The organism is Simiduia litorea (assembly GCF_042853465.1).
GTDB classification, from domain to species: domain Bacteria; phylum Pseudomonadota; class Gammaproteobacteria; order Pseudomonadales; family Cellvibrionaceae; genus Simiduia; species Simiduia litorea.
Window position 1 is genome coordinate 1,823,709 of sequence record NZ_AP031497.1, and the last position, 18,408, is coordinate 1,842,116.

The window sequence follows — 18,408 nt, forward strand, 5'->3', positions numbered from 1 at the left end:
GAGGCGCCCCTACGTAATGGCGATGACGACTTATTCAGGCTACGACATTATTGGCGATGTGCATGGATGTGCTAACGCGCTTGAGCGCCTGTTAGATAAGTTAGGCTACGAAAAACTGAATGGTGTGTTTCGTCACCCGAACAGGCAAGCGATATTTGCCGGTGATATTGTCGATCGCGGCCCGCACATTCGCGAAGCTTTGCATATTGTTAAAGCCATGTGTGACGTGGGTAGTGCGCAAATGATCATGGGCAACCATGAGTTTGATGCCATTGGCTTCCATACCTCAGCGCCTAAGGGCGCTTCTCGGAAGTATCTGAGAGAGCATACAGAGCGCCACACGCGCTTAATTGCAGAAACCTTAGCCCAATTTGAAGACTTTCCCGATGAATGGGCCATGTTCCTCGCGTGGTTTAAAACACTGCCGTTGTATATTGAAAAACAAAATTTTCGCGTGGTTCACGCCTGCTGGGATCAAAGCTACATTGATGAATTCAATGTGCGCTACCCTGAGTTAACAATTGATGATGAATTCCTTGCTGCGACGGCTGATACGGATTCCTTTGAGTGGCAATGTATCAGTCGCCTCACCCGCGGCAGAGATTTACCCTTGCCCAAAGGCACCGCCATGCAAAGTGCGGAAGGCTTCGAGCGCCGATCTTTTCGCGCTCGTTTCTGGGGCAGAAAACCAAAAACTTACGGTGACTTAGCTTTTCAACCCGATCCTTTACCCGATGCTATTGCCAGTCAACCCTTGGCTAGTGGCGATGAACTGGAGATAAACCGGTACGGTAAGAATGAAGTGCCGTTGTTTATTGGCCATTATTGGCTGTCTGGAAAACCCAAGCCGATAGCCGATAACTTAGCGTGTTTAGACTACAGCGCGGTTAAGTATGGGCGCCTCGTTGCCTATTCAATTGACGATGAAAGAATAATCGACCCAGATAAATTTACTTGGGTTCATGTTGATATCCCATGAGTGTCATGAATGGAATGGTTTGAAGCGAAGCGACTACCTTTGTCGTTGGATTTGGCCGCAGTGTTGCGCACGCTACAGCTCGCGGATATTCCTTGTTGGGTCAGCGAAGACGCTGGCGAGCAAGTTGTTTGGCTCGCATCTGAAGCGCATTGCGACATATTAGCTCAAGCGTTACAAGCGCAGTCCGAAGGAACCCTGGCGGTTCCGATAAACCATAGTCCGATCGCTAGCGGTCGCCGCAAGTTTAATTGGCGCGCCACCTGGGTGACCTTGTCGGCGCTCGTGTTGAGTGTGGCGGGCGCGCTTTTGGTTTACCTTGATGTGAATCTTAACTGGGTTCATTGGCTAACATTTACCAATGTGCTTGTGCGTGGCAATAGTTTGTACTTCACAGATTTGAATTTTGTCCTTGAGCAACAGCAGTACTGGCGGCTAGTAACGCCCATTTTTTTACACTTTGGTTTGTTTCATATTCTCTTTAATGGTCTTTGGCTTTGGGAGATGGGGCGGCGAATAGAAACGAGGCGGGGGGCAGGTAAGTTCATTGCCATTACGCTCTTAACAGGTATAGCGTCAAATGTACTGCAATATATTATGTCTGGCCCTGCGTTTTTCGGCGGCATGTCTGGCGTGTTATACGGCTACCTAGGCTACATTTGGATGTGGCAAAAATATCATCCCAGCGAGGGCTTTGGACTACATTCTGGCGTTATTGGCTTTATGTTACTTTGGCTGGTGGTTTGTTTTACTGGCGTGGTCGATGGATTTATTGACGGGCAGGTGGCAAACGGGGCTCATCTCGGTGGTTTGTTGTGTGGCATATGTCTCGGTTTACTGGGTGTGATCACGCGGAAGCTCGAACTAAATAGGCTAAAAAAAATTAACGAGTAAGTGAAAATTAAGTAGTGCATGTAAATTATAGCGCGCAATAGATTAAGCAACGGAAGTAGCGATGGATTATCAAAAATTAGTAGCGTCATTAACCCCTGAAATTTACCACAGTTTTAAGCGTGCTATTGAATTGGGTAAATGGCCCGATGGACGGGTGCTAACCCTTGAGCAAAAACAAAGTTGTATACAAGCCGTGATAGCCTATGAGCATTTACATCTGCCTAAGGAACAGCATTCGGGCTACATCCCACCAAAGCCTCACACCCATTGTGGCAGTGAAGGTGACGAACTGGATCACGAGCAAGAAAAGCCCATCAAGTGGCAGCACTGATGTTTACGTATACAGGTTATATTGAAAAGATGCGAGTGCTGTTAACTGAGAGCCGCGATGCTCAAGGCGCTCAGAGCGTAGACTACAGTCTAGCGCTAGGGGAGGACACTATATCCCTTAATCCGCTCATCGGCCGGTCAATAAGGCTTGAGTTTTCACTTGCCATAGCCTGCACGCATTGTGGCCGAAAAACTAAAAAAAGTTTCAGTCAGGGTTATTGTTACCCGTGTTTTCAGTCTCTAGCTCAATGTGATCGATGTATCATGAGTCCAGAGCTTTGCCATTTCGATCAGGGTACCTGCCGAGAGCCCGAGTGGGGGCAATCTTTTTGTATGACCGATCACGTGGTTTACTTGGCTAATTCCTCTGGATTAAAAGTAGGGATTACTCGCGCTAGTCAAATCCCTACGCGTTGGATTGATCAAGGTGCTGTGGCGGCAATTCCCTTCGCTCGTGTCGCTACGCGCCAGCAGGCTGGCCTACTGGAAACTGTGCTTAAACAGCATGTTGCCGATAAAACTAACTGGCGCACTATGTTGAAGGGCGAGCAATGTTCGGTCGATTTGGCGTTGGCGAGAGACGAGCTGGAGCAAGCTATCGCCGAAGAGTTTACTCAGTTACAGGACAGATTTGGGCTTCAGGCATTGCAGTTAGTAGATTTGCCTGCTATTTCAATAGCTTATCCCGTGCAACAATACCCAGGAAAAATTATCTCGTTAAATGCAGATAAAGGTCCCGATGTGCGGGGGGTGCTTCAGGGCATAAAGGGGCAGTATCTTCTGTTAGATACGGGTGTTATTAATTTACGAAAATATACCGGCTATGAAGTGACATTACATACCGGTGGAGACGCAGCGTGACGGAAAACAATAGTGTAAAAGCTCAAACAATCTATCTAAAAGATTATCGGCAACCAAACTATTGGATTGACCAGACCGAGCTGGATGTGAATATTACGCCGGGTTTGACACACGTAAAAGCACGCTTAAAAATTCGGCCAAATAAAAGCCTGGCTAATGAGCCATTGGTATTGGTTGGGGAAGGTTTGACTACCCATCATATCGCTTGGAACGGTCGAGCGTTAGGGCAAGGTGACTATGCTATCAAGGGCGACAGTCTAACGATCTTTTTGCCTTTGTCTGAAGGTTGGTTGGAAACCGAGGTCAGTTTTAATCCTGAAGAAAACACGTCTTTGGAAGGCTTGTACCGTTCACGCACTATGTATTGTACTCAATGCGAGGCGCAAGGCTTTCGTAAAATTACTTGGTATTTGGATCGTCCGGATGTCATGAGCGTTTTTTCCACGCGAATCGAAGCCGATAAAATACAGTGCCCGATCTTGCTATCAAACGGAAATTTAATTGAGGCGGGCGAGCTTGAGGGCGGCCGGCATTACGCGCGTTGGTACGACCCTTTCAAAAAACCTAGCTATCTTTTCGCTTTGGTTGCTGGTGATTTAGCCTGTAAAACAGGCAGCTTTACAACTGAAAGTGGCCGGCCTGTTGCCATCGAAGTGTACGTCGAGCCAAAGGATTTAGATAAATGTGATCACGCCATTGATTCGCTCAAGCGAGCGATGGCTTGGGATGAACGCACCTATGGCCTTGAGTACGATTTGGATCGGTACATGATTGTCGCCGTCGATGATTTCAACATGGGCGCGATGGAAAATAAGGGCTTGAATATATTCAATACCTCTTGTGTGCTTGCCAATTCAAAAACCACTACTGACCTTGGTTTTCAGCGTGTTGAGGCGGTGGTTGCCCATGAGTATTTCCATAATTGGTCAGGGAATCGGGTGACTTGTAGGGATTGGTTTCAATTGAGTTTGAAAGAAGGCTTTACCGTCTATCGCGATGCGCAATTTTCCGCGGATATGAATTCGGCCACGGTTAAGCGAATCGAAGATGTCAATGTATTGAGAAGTGCTCAATTCGCAGAAGATGCAGGCCCGCTTGCCCATGCTGTTAGGCCAGCGTCCTTTATTGAGATATCTAATTTTTATACGCTGACTGTGTACGAAAAGGGTGCTGAAATTGTTCGTATGCTCGCTAATCTACTAGGCGTTGACGCCTTTCGGAAAGCAACAGATTACTATTTTTCAACCTATGATGGTCAGGCGGTAACCTGTGATGATTTTGTTGCGGCTATGGAATATGCCTGTGCGAAGGATTTTAGCCAGTTTAAGCGCTGGTACTCGCAGGCCGGTACACCTGAAGTCACTGTTAGTGACCATTATGATGCCGATGCGAATACCTACACGCTCAGTTTTACCCAGTCCTGCAGGCCCACGCCCGAAACAGAGCACAAGCTTCCGTTCCATATTCCGGTAGCCATGGGATTATTGGGAGACGCTGGCTCGTTAAAATTACAACCGAAGGATTTTGCCTTATCTGATGATGCCGACAATACGCATACAGTTTTAGAGTTAACCGAGGCGAGTCAAAGCTTTGTTTTTTCTAATGTGTTCGAGCAACCTGTGCCGTCACTCTTTAGAGGTTTCTCTGCGCCGGTAAATGTGCGTTTCAATTATTCGGAAGCGCAATTGATCCAACTTTTGAAACTTGATAGCGATGAGTTTAATCGCTGGAGTGCAAGCCAAGAACTCGCAGTAATTGCTGTCAATGCTGCATTACAAGAGCCGGCGGCGTTTAGGGTTTCGGAATATTGGTTGGAGGCTTTGTCCGTTATTATTGATCAGCAGTTGATCGAGCCGGCGGTCATTGCCTATATGCTACAAGTCCCGTCGGTCAGCTATTTACACGACCGATCGCCGCAACACGATGTATTGGCTATATACGCGGCGAGGGAGAAAGTAGTTAAAGTACTTGCGCATAGCCTAGAAAATCAGTTGACAACTATTGCTTGTTGCTATGATGCCAATGCAGCTTATCAGGTAGACGCAGCGTCCATTGGTCGCAGGGCTCTGCGTAATACGGCGCTTTTATTGCTGGCTCATGCCGGCGTGCCCTCGGCCAGTGAACTCGCCTTGGGGCAGTTTAGGTCTGCCAATAATATGACCGACCAATTGGCCGCTCTTAAGGCATTGATCGTAATTGACGAGTCCGATATAACGGCTGAGGCGTTAGACGAGTTTTACCAACAATGGCGTCATGAGGCACTCGTGGTCAATCAATGGTTTAGTTTACAAGCCGCGGTCGAGTCAGAGAAAGCCTTAACACGCCTCGAACAATTAACCCAACACCCAGCGTTTCAGTGGTCTAACCCCAATAAGGTGCGGGCGCTTATCTCGGTTTTTAGCAATCAAAATGTGACCGGTTTTCACTGTGATAGCGGTGCTGGGTATAAATGGCTCGCGGATGTTGTGGTTAAGGTCGATAAAAGCAATCCTCAGCTGGCTGCTCGTTTAGTAACGCCGCTGACGCGGTGGGCGAAATATGCTGAGCGAGGTCGGACTATGCGACAAGAGCTGGCCCGAATAGCGGCGCAACCACTCAGTAAGGATTTGTTTGAGGTTACCGAGAAAGCGCTGAAGGCCAGCTGATACTTGGGTAAACCGGCTAATAGAGATACCAGTAAGTGGTTTTAAAAAGGTAGCGACAAAGGGTAAAATCAACCGCATTGGAACGCGGAAGGAAAAGGTAGTGATGACTAGATTGTTGGTGGCTTGTTTTTTGATATTGGCGGTAGTCGCTAATGTTTATGCGGCAAAATTATATAAAGTTGTCGATGAGCATGGAAATATTACCTTTTCTCAATACCCGCCTAAGGAGAAGAGTGAAAATACGGTTGTTGAAGGTGTTGAGGTGCGCGGTGGTGGTGCTGCGGAAGCGGTTCGCTATGTAGGCTCTAGTGCCTATTGCGGCGATATTCGTTTGCCGACTTCCTACACAGGCTCCAGCGCTAGGTCCTCAGAGTACCGGGCCGAATATGTTGGCAAGTCAGTTAGCTATTGGCGGGAAAAACTACAGCGTCTGGAACAGTCGGCACAGCAGCGTTCGCGGGAAAAATTACGCAGTAGTAATTCTGGTTATGGTATTTCTGGCACTGCAGAACGCAATAGTCGCTATCAGCAACAGTTAGATGAGGATGCCAAAGACATGCGCGAACTACGTTGCGCGCTAAACTGGGCAGAGCGGGAAAGCTCTCAAAATGCCGAAGTACTTAGTGATGGGCAAAATGAGAATAAGCGATTACAGAGCGTGCACGACGACCTGTCGCGCAAAATGGTAAGTGAATGTGGACGCGAACCGCTACTTGACCCAACAGATCCAACCAATGCTAAGAGCCGTAGACAATGGAAGGCATGTACAAAAAAATATCGAAAGGGTTTGGATGATGTGGAGAGCGAGTTGTACTATCGCTGATTCCTCAAGGTGCTTTGCAATATTTAATAGCGGCACTTCGTCGGCAGGTAAGCAAGCTCCAGATTGGTTAGATTTGCACCTGCCGCTTGCATGCCTGCCGGAATTTCGGCACTTCCGCAAACCCATGAGATAGGGCTTTGAGGCGATCCTGGCACGAATACCGCTATGAGACTGACAACCTTACCCGTTTGACCTTCGCCGATCTTATTACCTAATTCGAGATGCAACGCTCCTTGCTCGAGCGTCACAGCGCTTAGGTAATTACCAATTATCTTTTCCGGATCAGGCATGCCAATGGTTTTATTGTCGGCGGGAAACTCACCCATCACTTTGTAGTAACTCACTACTTGAAGCTGATAATCTTCAACTAACTTTAATGACTCTTCAATTTGAACTCTCGTTGTTCGACCCTTGGCGTTAGGGATAGCGAGTGTGACCAATATGGCAATAATACTTAGCACGATCATCATTTCAATGAGCGTGAAGCCGCGGAACGTATGTATGTTGTGCATTTTCATGGCTGCAAGCATAGCGCTTTCGTGTGTCAATATCAGCAGTTAAGCGCTTTTAGTTGCCTAGTTTATGCACAAAGTAGAAACCGGTCCATCTTGGTTTGAATGGTATGTTGCAGCGAGTTGGCATCGAAGCGGGAAAGGTCTTTAAGTAGGGATGGTTTCACCCTGTGTAGGTGTAATATAGGTGCAGCTTTATTCAGCTCTCTTAAGTCTTTATTGGTAATAACCGGAAGAAAAGGTTCAGCGTCGGGCATCTTTTCGGCCACCTTTTTTAGGCCGCTGGCGAACGGCACGAATATAAACTTACCTGTTTCTGGATTGCGTTTAGCGAGCAACAATCCAGCTTTTCCGATTGCCTCGCCCGGGACAATAAACAAGCCTGTTTTAACCACTGCCTCGTTACTGACGTCTTGGTAGGTATCGTGATGTGCTTGTGCATTCGGCAATACAAGTAATTTACTGCTATCAGCCGTAACAGGCCAAATATTGTAATTGGCATATACTTGTTCGACAGTACCGGAGAAAACGCATAGCGATTCCTCGAAGCGCTTGAGGAAGTTAACAGCTTGCTCCTTGTACACAATGCCGGCAAGGTTCCAAATGAGTTGCTGGGACATGATGTGACTCCTTATAGCTTGGATCTTACGCCGACTTAGGTGGATTACCCACGACCTAAAGCGCCTTAATTAGGATATAGGGCGCCATATGGGTGGCTTTCATCTATCAAAGTACGGTCAACGTGTGATCACCAAAGCAATATAGGTATATAGATGGACTTTACGGTCAATGCGGTTTTATTGCCTGCTCGCGACTACGCCTTGGGCGAGCCAAGGTTGCTGGGTGAGCGACAGGTTTCGGCTTCGGATCTTTTTACCTTGCTTGAAACCCGGGGCTGGTTGTCGTACTTCCAGCATGTGCAAGCTGCACAGTTTGGTGTTGCTGGCTATTGGTGGCTGGCAAATCCGAATTTGTCAGCTGTCCTACAGGGTGACGCTGGTGTGATGCGGCACTGGATTCCGAGTTTAACGGTGCAGGTAGAGCAAGCTGCATCGGTAACCGTTCAGTTTAAGCACCCAGAGCCAAAAGCTAGCGTTTTCGCCGCGCTTTTGTTTTGGCTATTAGTTAGGCAGGCCCAAGGTTCAAGGGTTAAAATGAGTGAAATCAATGTCTGTCCAGACTTCTGTGATGCGGATTATATTCCCGTTTTTTCCGAGCGCTGTGTTTATACCAATACTGCTGGTCAAGTACACATAAAGTTTGGTCTGTCTATTCTTAATGCGCCATTCGTTACGGCAAATGCCACCCTTTTACCGCTTCTTGCTGATAACTTGCCTTTTGCGCAATCTGATATGCAGAGTGAACTTTCGGTGAAAATTTACCACCTAATGGACGCTGCTAGAGATTTAAGTGAGGTCAGCCCTGCATGGGTGGCGGCAAAGTTGGCGATCTCTGAGCGAACGCTTAATCGGCAACTGGCAGAGCTGAGTACGACCTTTAGGGAGTTACTCACGCGATTTCGCAATGGCCACGCCATTGCGAAATTATGTGAAGGCGAATCAATTGATCGCCTAGCTGATTATTTAGGCTTTTCAGAGCGCGCAGCATTTGAGCGCGCGTTTAAGTCATGGCAAGGCGTAACCCCTGCAAAGTTTCAGGCTCAGTATCGGCGTTTGTCGAAAGATGTCGATGTCGAGGCGCTTATATCGCCCGATAGATTGCCGAATATACCGGCCATTGGTGCCCAGTTATTGGCCCTGGCTCAGCGCGATGATTCTAGTTTGGAGGATATGGCGGCTTTGGTTGAGCAGGACCCTGTGTTGGCCGCCAAACTCATTAGTATTGCCAGTAGTGCTTTTTATGGCATGAAACCTAGCTCGTCGATTAAAGATATTGTTGTGCGGGTTTTTGGGGTTGATAAATTAAGAAGTCTTGCTCTAGCTGTGCTCGCCGCCGGTAGTTTCCGTTTAAACAATTGTCCAGCTTTTTCGTTAGAGCGATTTTGGCTTCTTTCGTTGGGTGTTGCTCAGCTCGCTAATGATTTTTATCGAGAGATGGGAAAGTCGGCTGAAGTGCAAGCTGATATTTATTTGGCTGGCTTATTACATAACATTGGGCGTTTGGTGCTGATCCAGTGCTTCCCTCATAAAATGCAGGCATTACTCGATCCCTTGTTAAGACATCCTGCGCCTCAGGAGCTTCTCGCCATGGAAAAGCTCCGGCTTGGCGTGGATACGAGCGAAGCGGGGGCGCTGTTACTCGCTCGCTGGCAGTTGCCCCGTTCAGTGAGCTTAATCATGCGCCAGCTGGCCGTTGATAAGGTGGCCATGATACCGGAAGCGCACCTATTATTGATTGCCGAGGAGTTTTTGCTGGCCAATATTCAAGCCATTGAAAGTAACCTTGCGCTACCTGTCCTTCAGCCGTTTAGCACTGACTTAACTCAGCTATTGAGGTTGCCTGAAGCTTCTGTGGAGAAAATATTGCTTAGCTTTCTTGAGCGCTTACCCCAGCTGCGCGCCGCTGCTGAGTTAATAAATCAATAATTAATTTCGCACGCTACTCGAATATCCTTTGAGCAGGGCTTACTATTGCCTGCCACTAGGAGGTTGATGCATGGCTGTAGAATGGTTTTATTTATTGTTGATTGCTACCGGCTTTATTGCCGGGATCATTAATACCTTGGCCGGTGGCGGAAGTAATTTAACATTACCCGCACTCATGATGATGGGTATGCCTGCCGATGTTGCGAATGCTACCAATAGAGTTGGCGTTTTACTTCAGTGTGTTAGCGCGACGAAGGGTTTTCACAGGTATGGCAAGCTACCCATTGACGCTATCTTTCCGGTCATGCTTCCTACCTTAATTGGCGGCGCCTTGGGTGCTGCAGCTGCTGTTATTGCACCGAATGACATATTAAAGCCCTTATTATTGATAACGATGATTGGTATGGCCGTTATTATTTTGGTCAGCCCCTCAGTTGTTGCGCCTGCGCAAGATGAACAACCAAAATCTGTTAAGGACTCGCCACTTGGCATTGCCGGTTTAATCTTTGCTGGCTTTTATGGTGGTTTTGTACAGGCAGGTGTCGGATTCGTATTGCTGGCCGCTATTACTGGCGCTCTACGTTACGACCTAGTGCGTGCAAATGCGCTTAAGGTAATTTGTACGCTAGGTTTCACTCTTATCGCCTTGTTAATTTTCATCGCTGATAACCTCGTACAATGGTTGCCGGGGTTAGTGCTCGCTGCAGGGACTATGTCTGGCGCCTCGGTCGCGGTGAAATTCGCAATAAAAGTGGAAGCAAAAGTACTCAAGTGGTTTTTGCTGGTGATGACGTTATTCGCAAGTGCGGCTGCGCTGTTCATTCAATAAAGGCATCTTGCCGTTGAACGAACGGCGCAGGCTTACACTTGGTCGCCGACGTTACAGCATTCTCTTTAAAATGTCTTTATCGCCGCCTTCCAGTTTGTGATAAATCACTGCGGCGAGGTGAATAGCCACGAGCGCCAATAAAACCCATGGTGCAACTTCGTGTATTTCATGGAATACCCCCGCTAATGCCTTACTTTTTTCAAACACTAAGGGAACCGAAAAACTGCCGAACTTCACCGCATAGCCTGCAAAGTTACTCATGGCCCAACCGCTAAACGGCACTAAAAACATTGCCAAGTAGAGTAGGTGCTTAGTCGCTTTGGTGAGCTTTATTTCTGTGGAGGTAAACGCAGAGGGGAGCGGCGGCGGTGGCGTTATCTTACTCCAAATAAGCCTAACCATAACTAACCACAAAAATACGAAGCCAGAGGCTTTATGCAGCAAGATCAGGTCCATTCGGCCGGGGGCGTCATCGGCTAAATCGGACATGTAAGAGCCGACGCCAATTAATACGAAAACCATTAATGCCATTAACCAGTGTAATAATTTGCTAAATCTGTGGTAGGCGGTTGCCGTGTTCATAGTGAATGCCTCTTTTTTGTTTCCACGTATTTAATCGGGATATAAAGCCGATAGCAAGGGGGCCGGTTTAGGGTTGGGTTCACGCTTCTCTCGTAGAGCTCGGTGAATTAGCGGCTTCAGTGTCGAAAAGTTACCCTCGTAGCTTTGATTGTTGCCATAAATGTAGGCGTTTAGTTGCTGTATTTCCTGTTTGATCTGAGCAGCGAGTGTGGTGTCGCGCATTGCCTCAATGGAGTTTGCCGGTAAGAGCTGATTAAGCGCCTGTAAAAAGCGCGCGGCGCAATCTCGATCTAACGGTTGAGAGAAGAAGGTATCTAGGTCGTCAAAAGTTGGCTGTGGCGATGGCGTCACGGGTATTGTTTTATTGACGGTTGACTGACTGCGGCGTCGTAGAGTCCAAACCAATGCAGCTAAGATGAGATTGGTTATCAAAAGCAGTGCGCTTAGGATTTGCCAGACGATAGCTGAGTTGGTGTCCTGCGATCTTACAGGTGAGGTATCAAGATTCGGTTGCTCAGTTACATCTAGGTTTGGTTGAGCGGGAGAGATAGACGGTACTGACGCGGGTAGTTGCGGGTTGGCTTTAATGTTGATGCTGCGTGCGGGAAGCAGGGCAATCTTCTGCGTGTTAGATTGTGTATCCCACCAATAGAGTTTTACTTCGGGTAGCTGTGTTACGCCCACTTGGGTGGGTACAATGGCGATTGATTCGGTAATGGATGTGCTTAGCCCTCTAGCGTCTTGACTATCGGTTGACTCAGGTTTTTCGCGATATTGTTTAAAACTTGGATTTTCTGCGAGCGGTAAACTCGGAATTTGATTGGCGCTTAAACCTGTTGCGTTGATGGTTATCTTGCGTGTTATGGGCTCGCCCAAGGTCCAGTCTTGTGTATCGCTAGACCACTGCTCGCTAATGTCGAGTTTGCTAGCCGGTAGCCAATGTTGACCTTGGTAATTTTTTGCTTGAGGTTTCACCGCCAAGACAATAGGTTTACTGCGAATCCGCTTGGTTTCAGTCTGGCCGTAGTTTAGTGAGTTGTTAAGCCTGCTATGGGCGCGCATCGTGACGGTGAACGTTTGAATGGGTATTTCAAGTTCGCCACTCATCTGCGGAAATAAGGCGTAACGTAACTCTGAGACTGAGTAAACTTTATCGCCGATACGCTTTTGATATTGACTGTCTTTTAATGGTAGTAGCAATGCATTAGGAATATTTAGGGCAGGCGCATCATCTACCCGAAGTGGGATGGCAGTGTGCAGCTTGACGGTGATAATCACCTGTTCCTGTACGTAAGGCTCGGATTTTTCAGCTTGTATATCGAGAAAAATATCGGGCGTCATTCCGCTTTGCGTGTTGTCGGTTTGCGATACGTCTAGAATAATTGCATCGCTGAACTCTTGCTCATATTGAATGGATGGGATAACGAGTTTACCCACCGATTTTGGTGCTAAGGTTAATTGCCATTCTGTAAAGGCTGTAACTTGACCGTTAATATTTCTGTATTGGCTATTTTGGCTGCGATTTAGAATATCGAATTGAGTCTCAAGTTCGCTGAAGTCGGGAGTCGTATTGGCTTGAGGTGAAACCCTGATGGATAGAACAACGGTTTCATCCATGCTGATACGGGCTCTATCGACGCTAGCCGATATGCTGGCAGCATGACTAGCTTGAGCCGACCAGAAAAAAAGTAGAGTAATCAACGTAAAAATTGATCGTATTAACATCTGTACTATCCAATTAACTGTATTAATTAACGCTATCTACCAAGCTACCAACGGGTGTGTGCATCGTTTTCCGGCGGTGACCACTCACCCTCTTTGATTGCTTCGCGTCTTTGCCGGTATTGATATTCAAATTTTCGTTTTAGTAGCCCCGAAGGGTCGTCATTGACTTGGCGCAACCACTGCTCCATGGCTTCTTTTTCTTCACCACTTAAATGGTCAAAGGCATCGATGGTGGCTTGCCCTTGATCCATTTGCTCTTCGGGTTTCTTGTCTAGCTGATTCTCAGCGGCCGTTGGATTGTTGTCGAGTGGGGCGGCCTCAGAATTTGGATCAGTTTCAGTGGGGTTATCACTGTCGGCGTAATCACCTAGCTCGCCGTCTTTTTCTGCTGGCGTATCGTCCTTGTCGCCTGAGCTTTTTTGCTCATTCTCGTTAGCGGCGTCATTTTGTGCTGGATTATCATTATTCTGACTTTCGTCGCCTGCCTCAGTCTTAGTATCGGAAGGTTTGTCTTGAGATTGCTCAGCGTCTTCGTTAGGTGAGTTTTCAGACTCATTTTCTTTACTTGAGTCTTGTGGATTATTTTTCTCATCTCCACCTGACTGTTTTTTGTCTTGGTCTTGGTCTTGGTCTTGCTGTTTAAGTAGCTCTTCAACGATTCTTTTGTTGTAAATCGCATCCGCCATATCTGCCTTTAATGCAAGTGCCTTGTCATAACTCTCTAGTGCCGCTTGCAACTGCCCAGATTGAGCCAAGGCGTTGCCCTGATTGTAGAGATCATCGGCGCTGGGTGTTTCTGCTGTATTGTTTATCGTCTTTAATACGTCGCTCGCGCTTGTGAAGTCTTGAGCTTGGTATAGAGATGCCGCTTTCCAGCGAGGATCGGTAAATTCTGTCGCCGCCTTGTCACTTTGATTGTTTTTAAAGGATGCTAACCCCTGCTGATTTTTGTTGAGCCAAAGATTTTTCCAATTATCCGAGTCAGTATCGGATGTGGTGGCTGACGACTTCTGATAGCTGTCGTTAGCCATTGCCTCTGGGCTGGCAAGGCTTAGGCTCAATGCTAGTCCTAGCAGGCAAGGGGACGCGAGTAAGAAGGAAAAAACGGCGCCGCGTCGAAAGCTAAATGCAACGATTGGTAGGAGTAGCCAGGCGAGCCAGTAGCCGTTATCTTGCCATTGATCGAAATCCCGATCTTGACCTTCAATTGAAGGGCTTTCCTGCAGGTTAGTATCGGTCAAAAAATTTATGTCTTGGTCTGTTAGCACAATATCTGAATAACGGCCCTGGGTTTGTTGCGCAAGACCCTTCAGCAGGGCTCGGTCATTTTTGGCAATAATAATATTACCCTGCCGATCTTTTGCGAAACCTTCTTGGCCTATGGGAATGGGGGCGCCATTTTCATCGCCTAAAGAAATAATGTGTAGAGGAAAACGCTGATTTTTTAATAGCGATGTGACAGTGGGGGCAGCACTGGCGTCGACGCCATCGGTAAACAGCACTATCTGACCATGTTGAATGTTACCTTGATGTAAGGTGGTAAGAGCGAGCTCTATGGCCATCTCCACATTACTGCCGGTTAGCGGCATGATGCGCGGCGACAAGGAAGGCACCAAGCTTGATATGGTGCGGGCATCGTCGGTAAGTGGTGTGACGAGATGGGCTTCACCAGAGTAGACAATTAAGGCCTTTAACCCGTCTTTTTGAAGGTTTAAGGCGTCGATAATTTTTTGTTTTGCGCGAGTTTCCCTATTGGGCTTTATATCCTCGGCCAGCATGGAGGGGGATAAGTCGAGAATGTATACGGTTGCCGCTTCACTTTGGTAAACCGGTGTAGGGGCTTTTTCCCAAGTTGGGCCTGCCAAACCCAAAACAGCAAGCAGCCAACCGCAAAGTATCGGCAGCCATCGGTTTTTTCGTGAGGCAGATGATTTGTTGGTTGTTAAATACCCCAGTAACTCAGGTGCAATATAGGCGTACCAGCCATTTGAGGCTTTGGATCGGGCGCGGGCTAGCAGTAACAAAAACGCTAATGGCAGCAGAGCGAAGAACCATTCTGGGCGAATAAAGTGGACGTTTTGTAATAATTCAATCACGGCGGTTTAGCTCTTGATTCAGTTCGCTTGCGGTTCTATTTCTGAAAACAGAAGCGTGTGCGGTTAGAAAGGCGATCACGCTTGCTAAAAACGCGAGGGCTAAAGGTAAATAGAATAATGATTTTTGAGGTCTAAATACGTCGCTATCTTGTTCTGAGGGCTCGAGTTCATCGAGCAGGGCATAGATGTTTTGTAGCTCCTCTGGGTTTCTTGCTCTAAAGTATCTACCGCCTGTGGCTGAGGCGATCTTTTCTAAGGATTTTTCATCTAAATCAAGAGACGGATTTACCGTTCTTGCGCCAAAACTTGAACCCAATAAGCCGGGAATATTCATTTCCTCGGAGCCAAGCCCGATGGTATATATTTTTACATTGGCGGCGGCAGCGAGTGTGGCGGCTTGTTGTGGGCTCACGTTACCCGCGGTATTTGCTCCGTCCGTTAACAGTATGAGTACGCGCGAGGATTCAGGCCTGTTTCTAAGGCGCTTGATGGCTAAACCGATAGCATCGCCGATGGCGGTTTTCTCGCCTGCAAAGCCGAGTTGCGCTTCCGTTAGTAGTTGGCCTACGGTGGCGCGATCGAATGTGAGTGGCGCTTGAAGGTAGGCATTGGTACCAAAAAGTATCAGGCCTAATCTATCTCCTACGCGGCGCTCAACGAATTCAGAAACGACGGCCTTTACGGCTTGTAATCGATTAATGGATTGGCCTTGGTAAAACATATCTGGCGTTTCCATGGAGCCAGATATATCAACCGCTAACAGCAAGTCTCGCCCATTGCTAGGTAGTTCGATGGGATCCCCTTGCCAGCGGGGGTTGGCTGCTGCAGTGATTGTGCCGAGCCAAACAATGGTTAGGAGGCTTAACAATATCCATGGCTTAGATCTGTGCCTAGGTTGAGGTTGTAGGTGTTCATGCCCCCCGTTAAAACTTGCAGGCACGAAGACAGCGTCCACGGTTGATTTACGCTTGCTAGGTAGCAACCGCAACAAGAGCGGCAAGGGAAGTAACCAGAATAGCATTGGCCACTCAAAGGTTAACATCGAGAAGCGCCCCCTGATGGTGATCGATCCAATGCTTCACATCCTCTAAGGCTGCTTCTGTTTGCACAGGCGTGAGCAGCGCTTTTGAGGTGTAGGGTTGTTTGGATAAAAGAATGTTTGTGTCATCGCTTAGCGGTGTATCTGTTGTGACCAGTTGGTTATTTAAGAATGCAACCCAGGGATCATCGATAAGCCGTGCCGCCTGCGGACTGACGGCATTTAATGCGATTTGCTTTAATAATTGGTTTGTATGCATGGACAACCGTTGCAAATTATCGTCCTGTTGGTATTGGTCGATGATCTCGGTGAGCCGCTGTTTCGCCTCTTTACGGTAGTTGCGCTTCGCTTTAATTTGATGCCGGCGAACGAGCCATGTCAGGGTTGCACCTAGGATAAGTAACAGTGCCAATAATGCCCACCAACCCGGTGCTAATGGCCAAATACCCGGCTCAGGCGGTAGATGGAAGTCTTTAAGCGGTAATAGTTTTTCGTTCATATGGCAACCTTACCCACGTCTTTTCAGCTTGCCAAAATGTTTTTGTAACCAAGGTGTTAAGGCTGTGCCGCATTCCAATAAGTGATAAGCGGCACCTAGGTCTCGCGCGCTGTTTTGAATCGATGCTTGACGCAGTTGAAAATTTTGAGCTAATGCTTGGGCTTTGTTGGAATCAAGTTGCACCAACTCGCGACCGTTATTTATACCCAATAAACTATTGCTCGGCAGCTGTTGTTCCAAGCGGTCGTAGATGTGAAAAAACAGCAGGTCATTGTGCCGCGCTAATAGGGTTATCAACTTATGGCACTCGTCGCTCCAGTCGGCAAAGTCGCTAATGATGACCAGCGTGCTGCCTGGTTTTAGTGCACGCCTACAATCGCTCAACAGCGCCGGTAGGCTTTTTTCATTCTGGCTAGCAATAGGAGATGACAGTGCCTGATTGTGGGCATGTAAGCGATTGATTAAGGTTAGCATTGCATGCTGTGAGCCTTTCGGTCGAATATCTTCGGCGCCAGCGGTGTGTGCAATCATTGCACCGATACGATCGCCGGATTCGGCGGCCGTCCAGCCTAGGGTGCTGGCAAGTTGGGCACTAAATACAGATTTAAAACACTGCGTGCTGCCGAAAAACATACTGGCCCGTTGGTCGACGAGGAAAAACGTGGGTTTTTCTCGCTCTTCACTGTACAGCTTGGTGAAAGGTGTTTGGGTTCGAGCGGTCACTCGCCAATCGATGGAGCGCACATCGTCACCAGGTTGATATTGCCGAACTTCGGCGAACTCCATACCGCGGCCGCGAAATTTGGTTCTGCTTGCGCCCGCAAGACTGCTTTGACTTCGCGAGCGTGCAGGTATGCGCAAGTCTTTACTGATGAACCTTGCCATCAGTAATTGGTTTAGTTCGCTAAAGGCACCTTTGGGCTGAAGAGCGTCCATGGTTAGGCTACTGGCACCACGTCGAGTAGGTGTTCGATGACCTGATCCATCGTCACGCCACTCGCTTCAGCTTCGAAGGTGAGAATTAAACGGTGCCTGAGAACATCCGGGGCGAGTGCTTGTACATCGGCGGGGCTAACAAAATCTCTACCGTCGAGCCATGCGAGTGCCCGCGCTGAGCGCTCGAGTGCTAGCGTTGCCCGAGGGCTCGCGCCGTACTCCAACCATTGGGTTAATTTAGCATCGTAGTTTTTGGGGTGTCGGGTGGCGTCGATCAAGTGCACGATATAATCTTCTACGCTCTCCGCCAGGTGAATTTGTAAAAGGCTCTTTCTTGCGTTCAACAAGTCTGTTTGAGAAATCTTGGCTGGCGGCACGGCTTCCTGCGTGAGATTTTCTTCTCGAACCAAGCGCAATATCTCTTTTTCTGCTGCTGCGCTCGGATAGTTGACGCGCACGTGCAGCAAGAATCGGTCTAATTGAGCTTCAGGAAGCGGATAGGTACCTTCTTGCTCGATTGGGTTTTGTGTCGCCATCACCAGAAATAACTCGGCGAGGGGGTAGGTGTGCTTGCCGACGGTAATTTGCCGCTCGGCCATGGCCTCTAACAAAGCGGATTGGACTTTCGCCGGGGCCCGGTTGATTTCATCGGCAAGTACCAAGTTGTGGAAAATGGGGCCTTTTTGAAATTCAAAGCTGGAGGTCTCGGCGCGATAGATGTCTGTACCTGTCACATCGGCAGGCAATAGGTCCGGAGTGAATTGGATGCGATGGAAACTACCTTCAATCCCCTTGGCTAAAAGCTTGATTGCTTTGGTTTTGGCCAAGCCTGGCGCGCCTTCTACTAATAAGTGTCCATCAGCTAAAAGTGCGATCAATAATCGATCAATGAGGTCGTTCTGGCCAACGATTTGATTATTTAGCCAGGTTTTCAATACTTGTATTTGTGAATGTGTGGTCATAGGTGTGTTGTTCGTTATTACTTCAAAATTAGTTAACTGTAAAACAGTTACATAAAGTTAACGCTATAACTGCTTGGCATACCCTTATTTGGGGGCAAACAGTGCCTAATCAAGGCCTTAGACAGCTTTCAGTGGTCTATGCTTTGTCCAGGT

The 18,408-nt window shown here is 47.9% G+C and carries 17 protein-coding genes; 8 read left to right on the plus strand and 9 right to left on the minus strand.

Features of this window, described 5'->3' with window-relative positions; translation table 11 throughout:
• The first annotated feature begins 16 nt into the window (after positions 1–16).
• From ACGHTT_RS08025 to ACGHTT_RS08050, 6 genes are all read left to right on the plus strand, one after another.
• On the plus strand, positions 17–979 hold the full coding sequence (locus ACGHTT_RS08025; RefSeq protein WP_390594605.1) for a metallophosphoesterase: 963 nt from the start codon (positions 17–19) through the stop codon (positions 977–979).
• A 9-nt stretch (positions 980–988) separates the two neighbouring features.
• Positions 989–1,870, plus strand: a complete 882-nt coding sequence (locus tag ACGHTT_RS08030; protein ID WP_390594606.1) for a rhomboid family intramembrane serine protease — start codon at positions 989–991, stop codon at positions 1,868–1,870.
• 61 nt (positions 1,871–1,931) lie between these two features.
• Complete coding sequence (locus ACGHTT_RS08035) at positions 1,932–2,201, plus strand: YeaC family protein (RefSeq protein WP_390594607.1); 270 nt, start codon at positions 1,932–1,934, stop codon at positions 2,199–2,201.
• 29 nt (positions 2,202–2,230) lie between these two features.
• Positions 2,231–3,061: a DUF2797 domain-containing protein gene (locus ACGHTT_RS08040; RefSeq protein ID WP_390595003.1), complete on the plus strand. Its 831-nt coding sequence runs from the start codon at positions 2,231–2,233 to the stop codon at positions 3,059–3,061.
• Entirely contained in the window at positions 3,058–5,706 is a 2,649-nt protein-coding gene (pepN, locus tag ACGHTT_RS08045; protein WP_390594609.1) for an aminopeptidase N, read from the plus strand. Before ACGHTT_RS08040 ends, pepN begins: the two co-directional genes overlap by 4 nt.
• Before the next feature lie 103 nt (positions 5,707–5,809).
• Entirely contained in the window at positions 5,810–6,529 is a 720-nt protein-coding gene (locus ACGHTT_RS08050) for a DUF4124 domain-containing protein (protein ID WP_390594610.1), read from the plus strand.
• Between the two features lie 23 nt (positions 6,530–6,552).
• Here the strand turns inward: ACGHTT_RS08050 and ACGHTT_RS08055 are convergent, their stop codons facing one another.
• Both ACGHTT_RS08055 and ACGHTT_RS08060 read right to left on the minus strand, forming a co-directional pair.
• Positions 6,553–7,059 (minus strand): pilin, encoded by a 507-nt coding sequence (locus ACGHTT_RS08055; protein WP_390594611.1) that lies wholly within the window; start codon positions 7,057–7,059, stop codon positions 6,553–6,555.
• Between the two features lie 50 nt (positions 7,060–7,109).
• On the minus strand, positions 7,110–7,661 hold the full coding sequence (locus ACGHTT_RS08060; protein WP_390594612.1) for a hypothetical protein: 552 nt from the start codon (positions 7,659–7,661) through the stop codon (positions 7,110–7,112).
• Between the two features lie 153 nt (positions 7,662–7,814).
• Between ACGHTT_RS08060 and ACGHTT_RS08065 the strand changes: the two genes are divergently transcribed.
• Positions 7,815–9,587, plus strand: a complete 1,773-nt coding sequence (locus tag ACGHTT_RS08065) for an HDOD domain-containing protein (RefSeq protein WP_390594613.1) — start codon at positions 7,815–7,817, stop codon at positions 9,585–9,587.
• A gap of 70 nt (positions 9,588–9,657) precedes the next feature.
• On the plus strand, positions 9,658–10,416 hold the full coding sequence (locus ACGHTT_RS08070; protein ID WP_390594614.1) for a sulfite exporter TauE/SafE family protein: 759 nt from the start codon (positions 9,658–9,660) through the stop codon (positions 10,414–10,416).
• A gap of 51 nt (positions 10,417–10,467) precedes the next feature.
• Here ACGHTT_RS08070 and ACGHTT_RS08075 read toward each other — a convergent pair whose 3' ends face one another.
• From ACGHTT_RS08075 to ACGHTT_RS08105, 7 genes are all read right to left on the minus strand, one after another.
• Positions 10,468–10,998 (minus strand): cytochrome b, encoded by a 531-nt coding sequence (locus tag ACGHTT_RS08075; RefSeq protein WP_390594615.1) that lies wholly within the window; start codon positions 10,996–10,998, stop codon positions 10,468–10,470.
• A gap of 30 nt (positions 10,999–11,028) precedes the next feature.
• Positions 11,029–12,723, minus strand: coding sequence for a BatD family protein (locus ACGHTT_RS08080; RefSeq protein WP_390594616.1), 1,695 nt, complete (start codon positions 12,721–12,723; stop codon positions 11,029–11,031).
• A gap of 44 nt (positions 12,724–12,767) precedes the next feature.
• Positions 12,768–14,819: a VWA domain-containing protein gene (locus ACGHTT_RS08085; protein WP_390594618.1), complete on the minus strand. Its 2,052-nt coding sequence runs from the start codon at positions 14,817–14,819 to the stop codon at positions 12,768–12,770.
• The gene (locus ACGHTT_RS08090) at positions 14,812–15,687 is read right to left on the minus strand and encodes a vWA domain-containing protein (RefSeq protein WP_390594620.1); all 876 of its coding nucleotides are present in this window, start codon (positions 15,685–15,687) and stop codon (positions 14,812–14,814) included. Before ACGHTT_RS08090 ends, ACGHTT_RS08085 begins: the two co-directional genes overlap by 8 nt.
• 160 nt (positions 15,688–15,847) lie before the next feature.
• Positions 15,848–16,357 (minus strand): DUF4381 domain-containing protein, encoded by a 510-nt coding sequence (locus ACGHTT_RS08095; protein ID WP_390594622.1) that lies wholly within the window; start codon positions 16,355–16,357, stop codon positions 15,848–15,850.
• A gap of 9 nt (positions 16,358–16,366) precedes the next feature.
• On the minus strand, positions 16,367–17,293 hold the full coding sequence (locus ACGHTT_RS08100) for a DUF58 domain-containing protein (protein WP_390594624.1): 927 nt from the start codon (positions 17,291–17,293) through the stop codon (positions 16,367–16,369).
• A gap of 2 nt (positions 17,294–17,295) precedes the next feature.
• Positions 17,296–18,255, minus strand: coding sequence for an AAA family ATPase (locus tag ACGHTT_RS08105; RefSeq protein WP_390594626.1), 960 nt, complete (start codon positions 18,253–18,255; stop codon positions 17,296–17,298).
• Positions 18,256–18,408: the final 153 nt, after the last annotated feature.

Coding starts and splice junctions, on each gene's coding strand:
- ACGHTT_RS08025 (WP_390594605.1), top strand. CDS start 17: ATGGCGATGACGACTTATTCAGGCTACGACATTATTGGCGATGTGCAT.
- ACGHTT_RS08030 (WP_390594606.1), top strand. CDS start 989: ATGGAATGGTTTGAAGCGAAGCGACTACCTTTGTCGTTGGATTTGGCC.
- ACGHTT_RS08035 (WP_390594607.1), top strand. CDS start 1,932: ATGGATTATCAAAAATTAGTAGCGTCATTAACCCCTGAAATTTACCAC.
- ACGHTT_RS08040 (WP_390595003.1), top strand. CDS start 2,231: ATGCGAGTGCTGTTAACTGAGAGCCGCGATGCTCAAGGCGCTCAGAGC.
- ACGHTT_RS08050 (WP_390594610.1), top strand. CDS start 5,810: ATGACTAGATTGTTGGTGGCTTGTTTTTTGATATTGGCGGTAGTCGCT.
- ACGHTT_RS08055 (WP_390594611.1), bottom strand. CDS start 7,059: ATGCTTGCAGCCATGAAAATGCACAACATACATACGTTCCGCGGCTTC.
- ACGHTT_RS08060 (WP_390594612.1), bottom strand. CDS start 7,661: ATGTCCCAGCAACTCATTTGGAACCTTGCCGGCATTGTGTACAAGGAG.
- ACGHTT_RS08065 (WP_390594613.1), top strand. CDS start 7,815: ATGGACTTTACGGTCAATGCGGTTTTATTGCCTGCTCGCGACTACGCC.
- ACGHTT_RS08070 (WP_390594614.1), top strand. CDS start 9,658: ATGGCTGTAGAATGGTTTTATTTATTGTTGATTGCTACCGGCTTTATT.
- ACGHTT_RS08075 (WP_390594615.1), bottom strand. CDS start 10,998: ATGAACACGGCAACCGCCTACCACAGATTTAGCAAATTATTACACTGG.
- ACGHTT_RS08080 (WP_390594616.1), bottom strand. CDS start 12,723: ATGTTAATACGATCAATTTTTACGTTGATTACTCTACTTTTTTTCTGG.
- ACGHTT_RS08095 (WP_390594622.1), bottom strand. CDS start 16,357: ATGAACGAAAAACTATTACCGCTTAAAGACTTCCATCTACCGCCTGAG.
- ACGHTT_RS08100 (WP_390594624.1), bottom strand. CDS start 17,293: ATGGACGCTCTTCAGCCCAAAGGTGCCTTTAGCGAACTAAACCAATTA.
- ACGHTT_RS08105 (WP_390594626.1), bottom strand. CDS start 18,255: ATGACCACACATTCACAAATACAAGTATTGAAAACCTGGCTAAATAAT.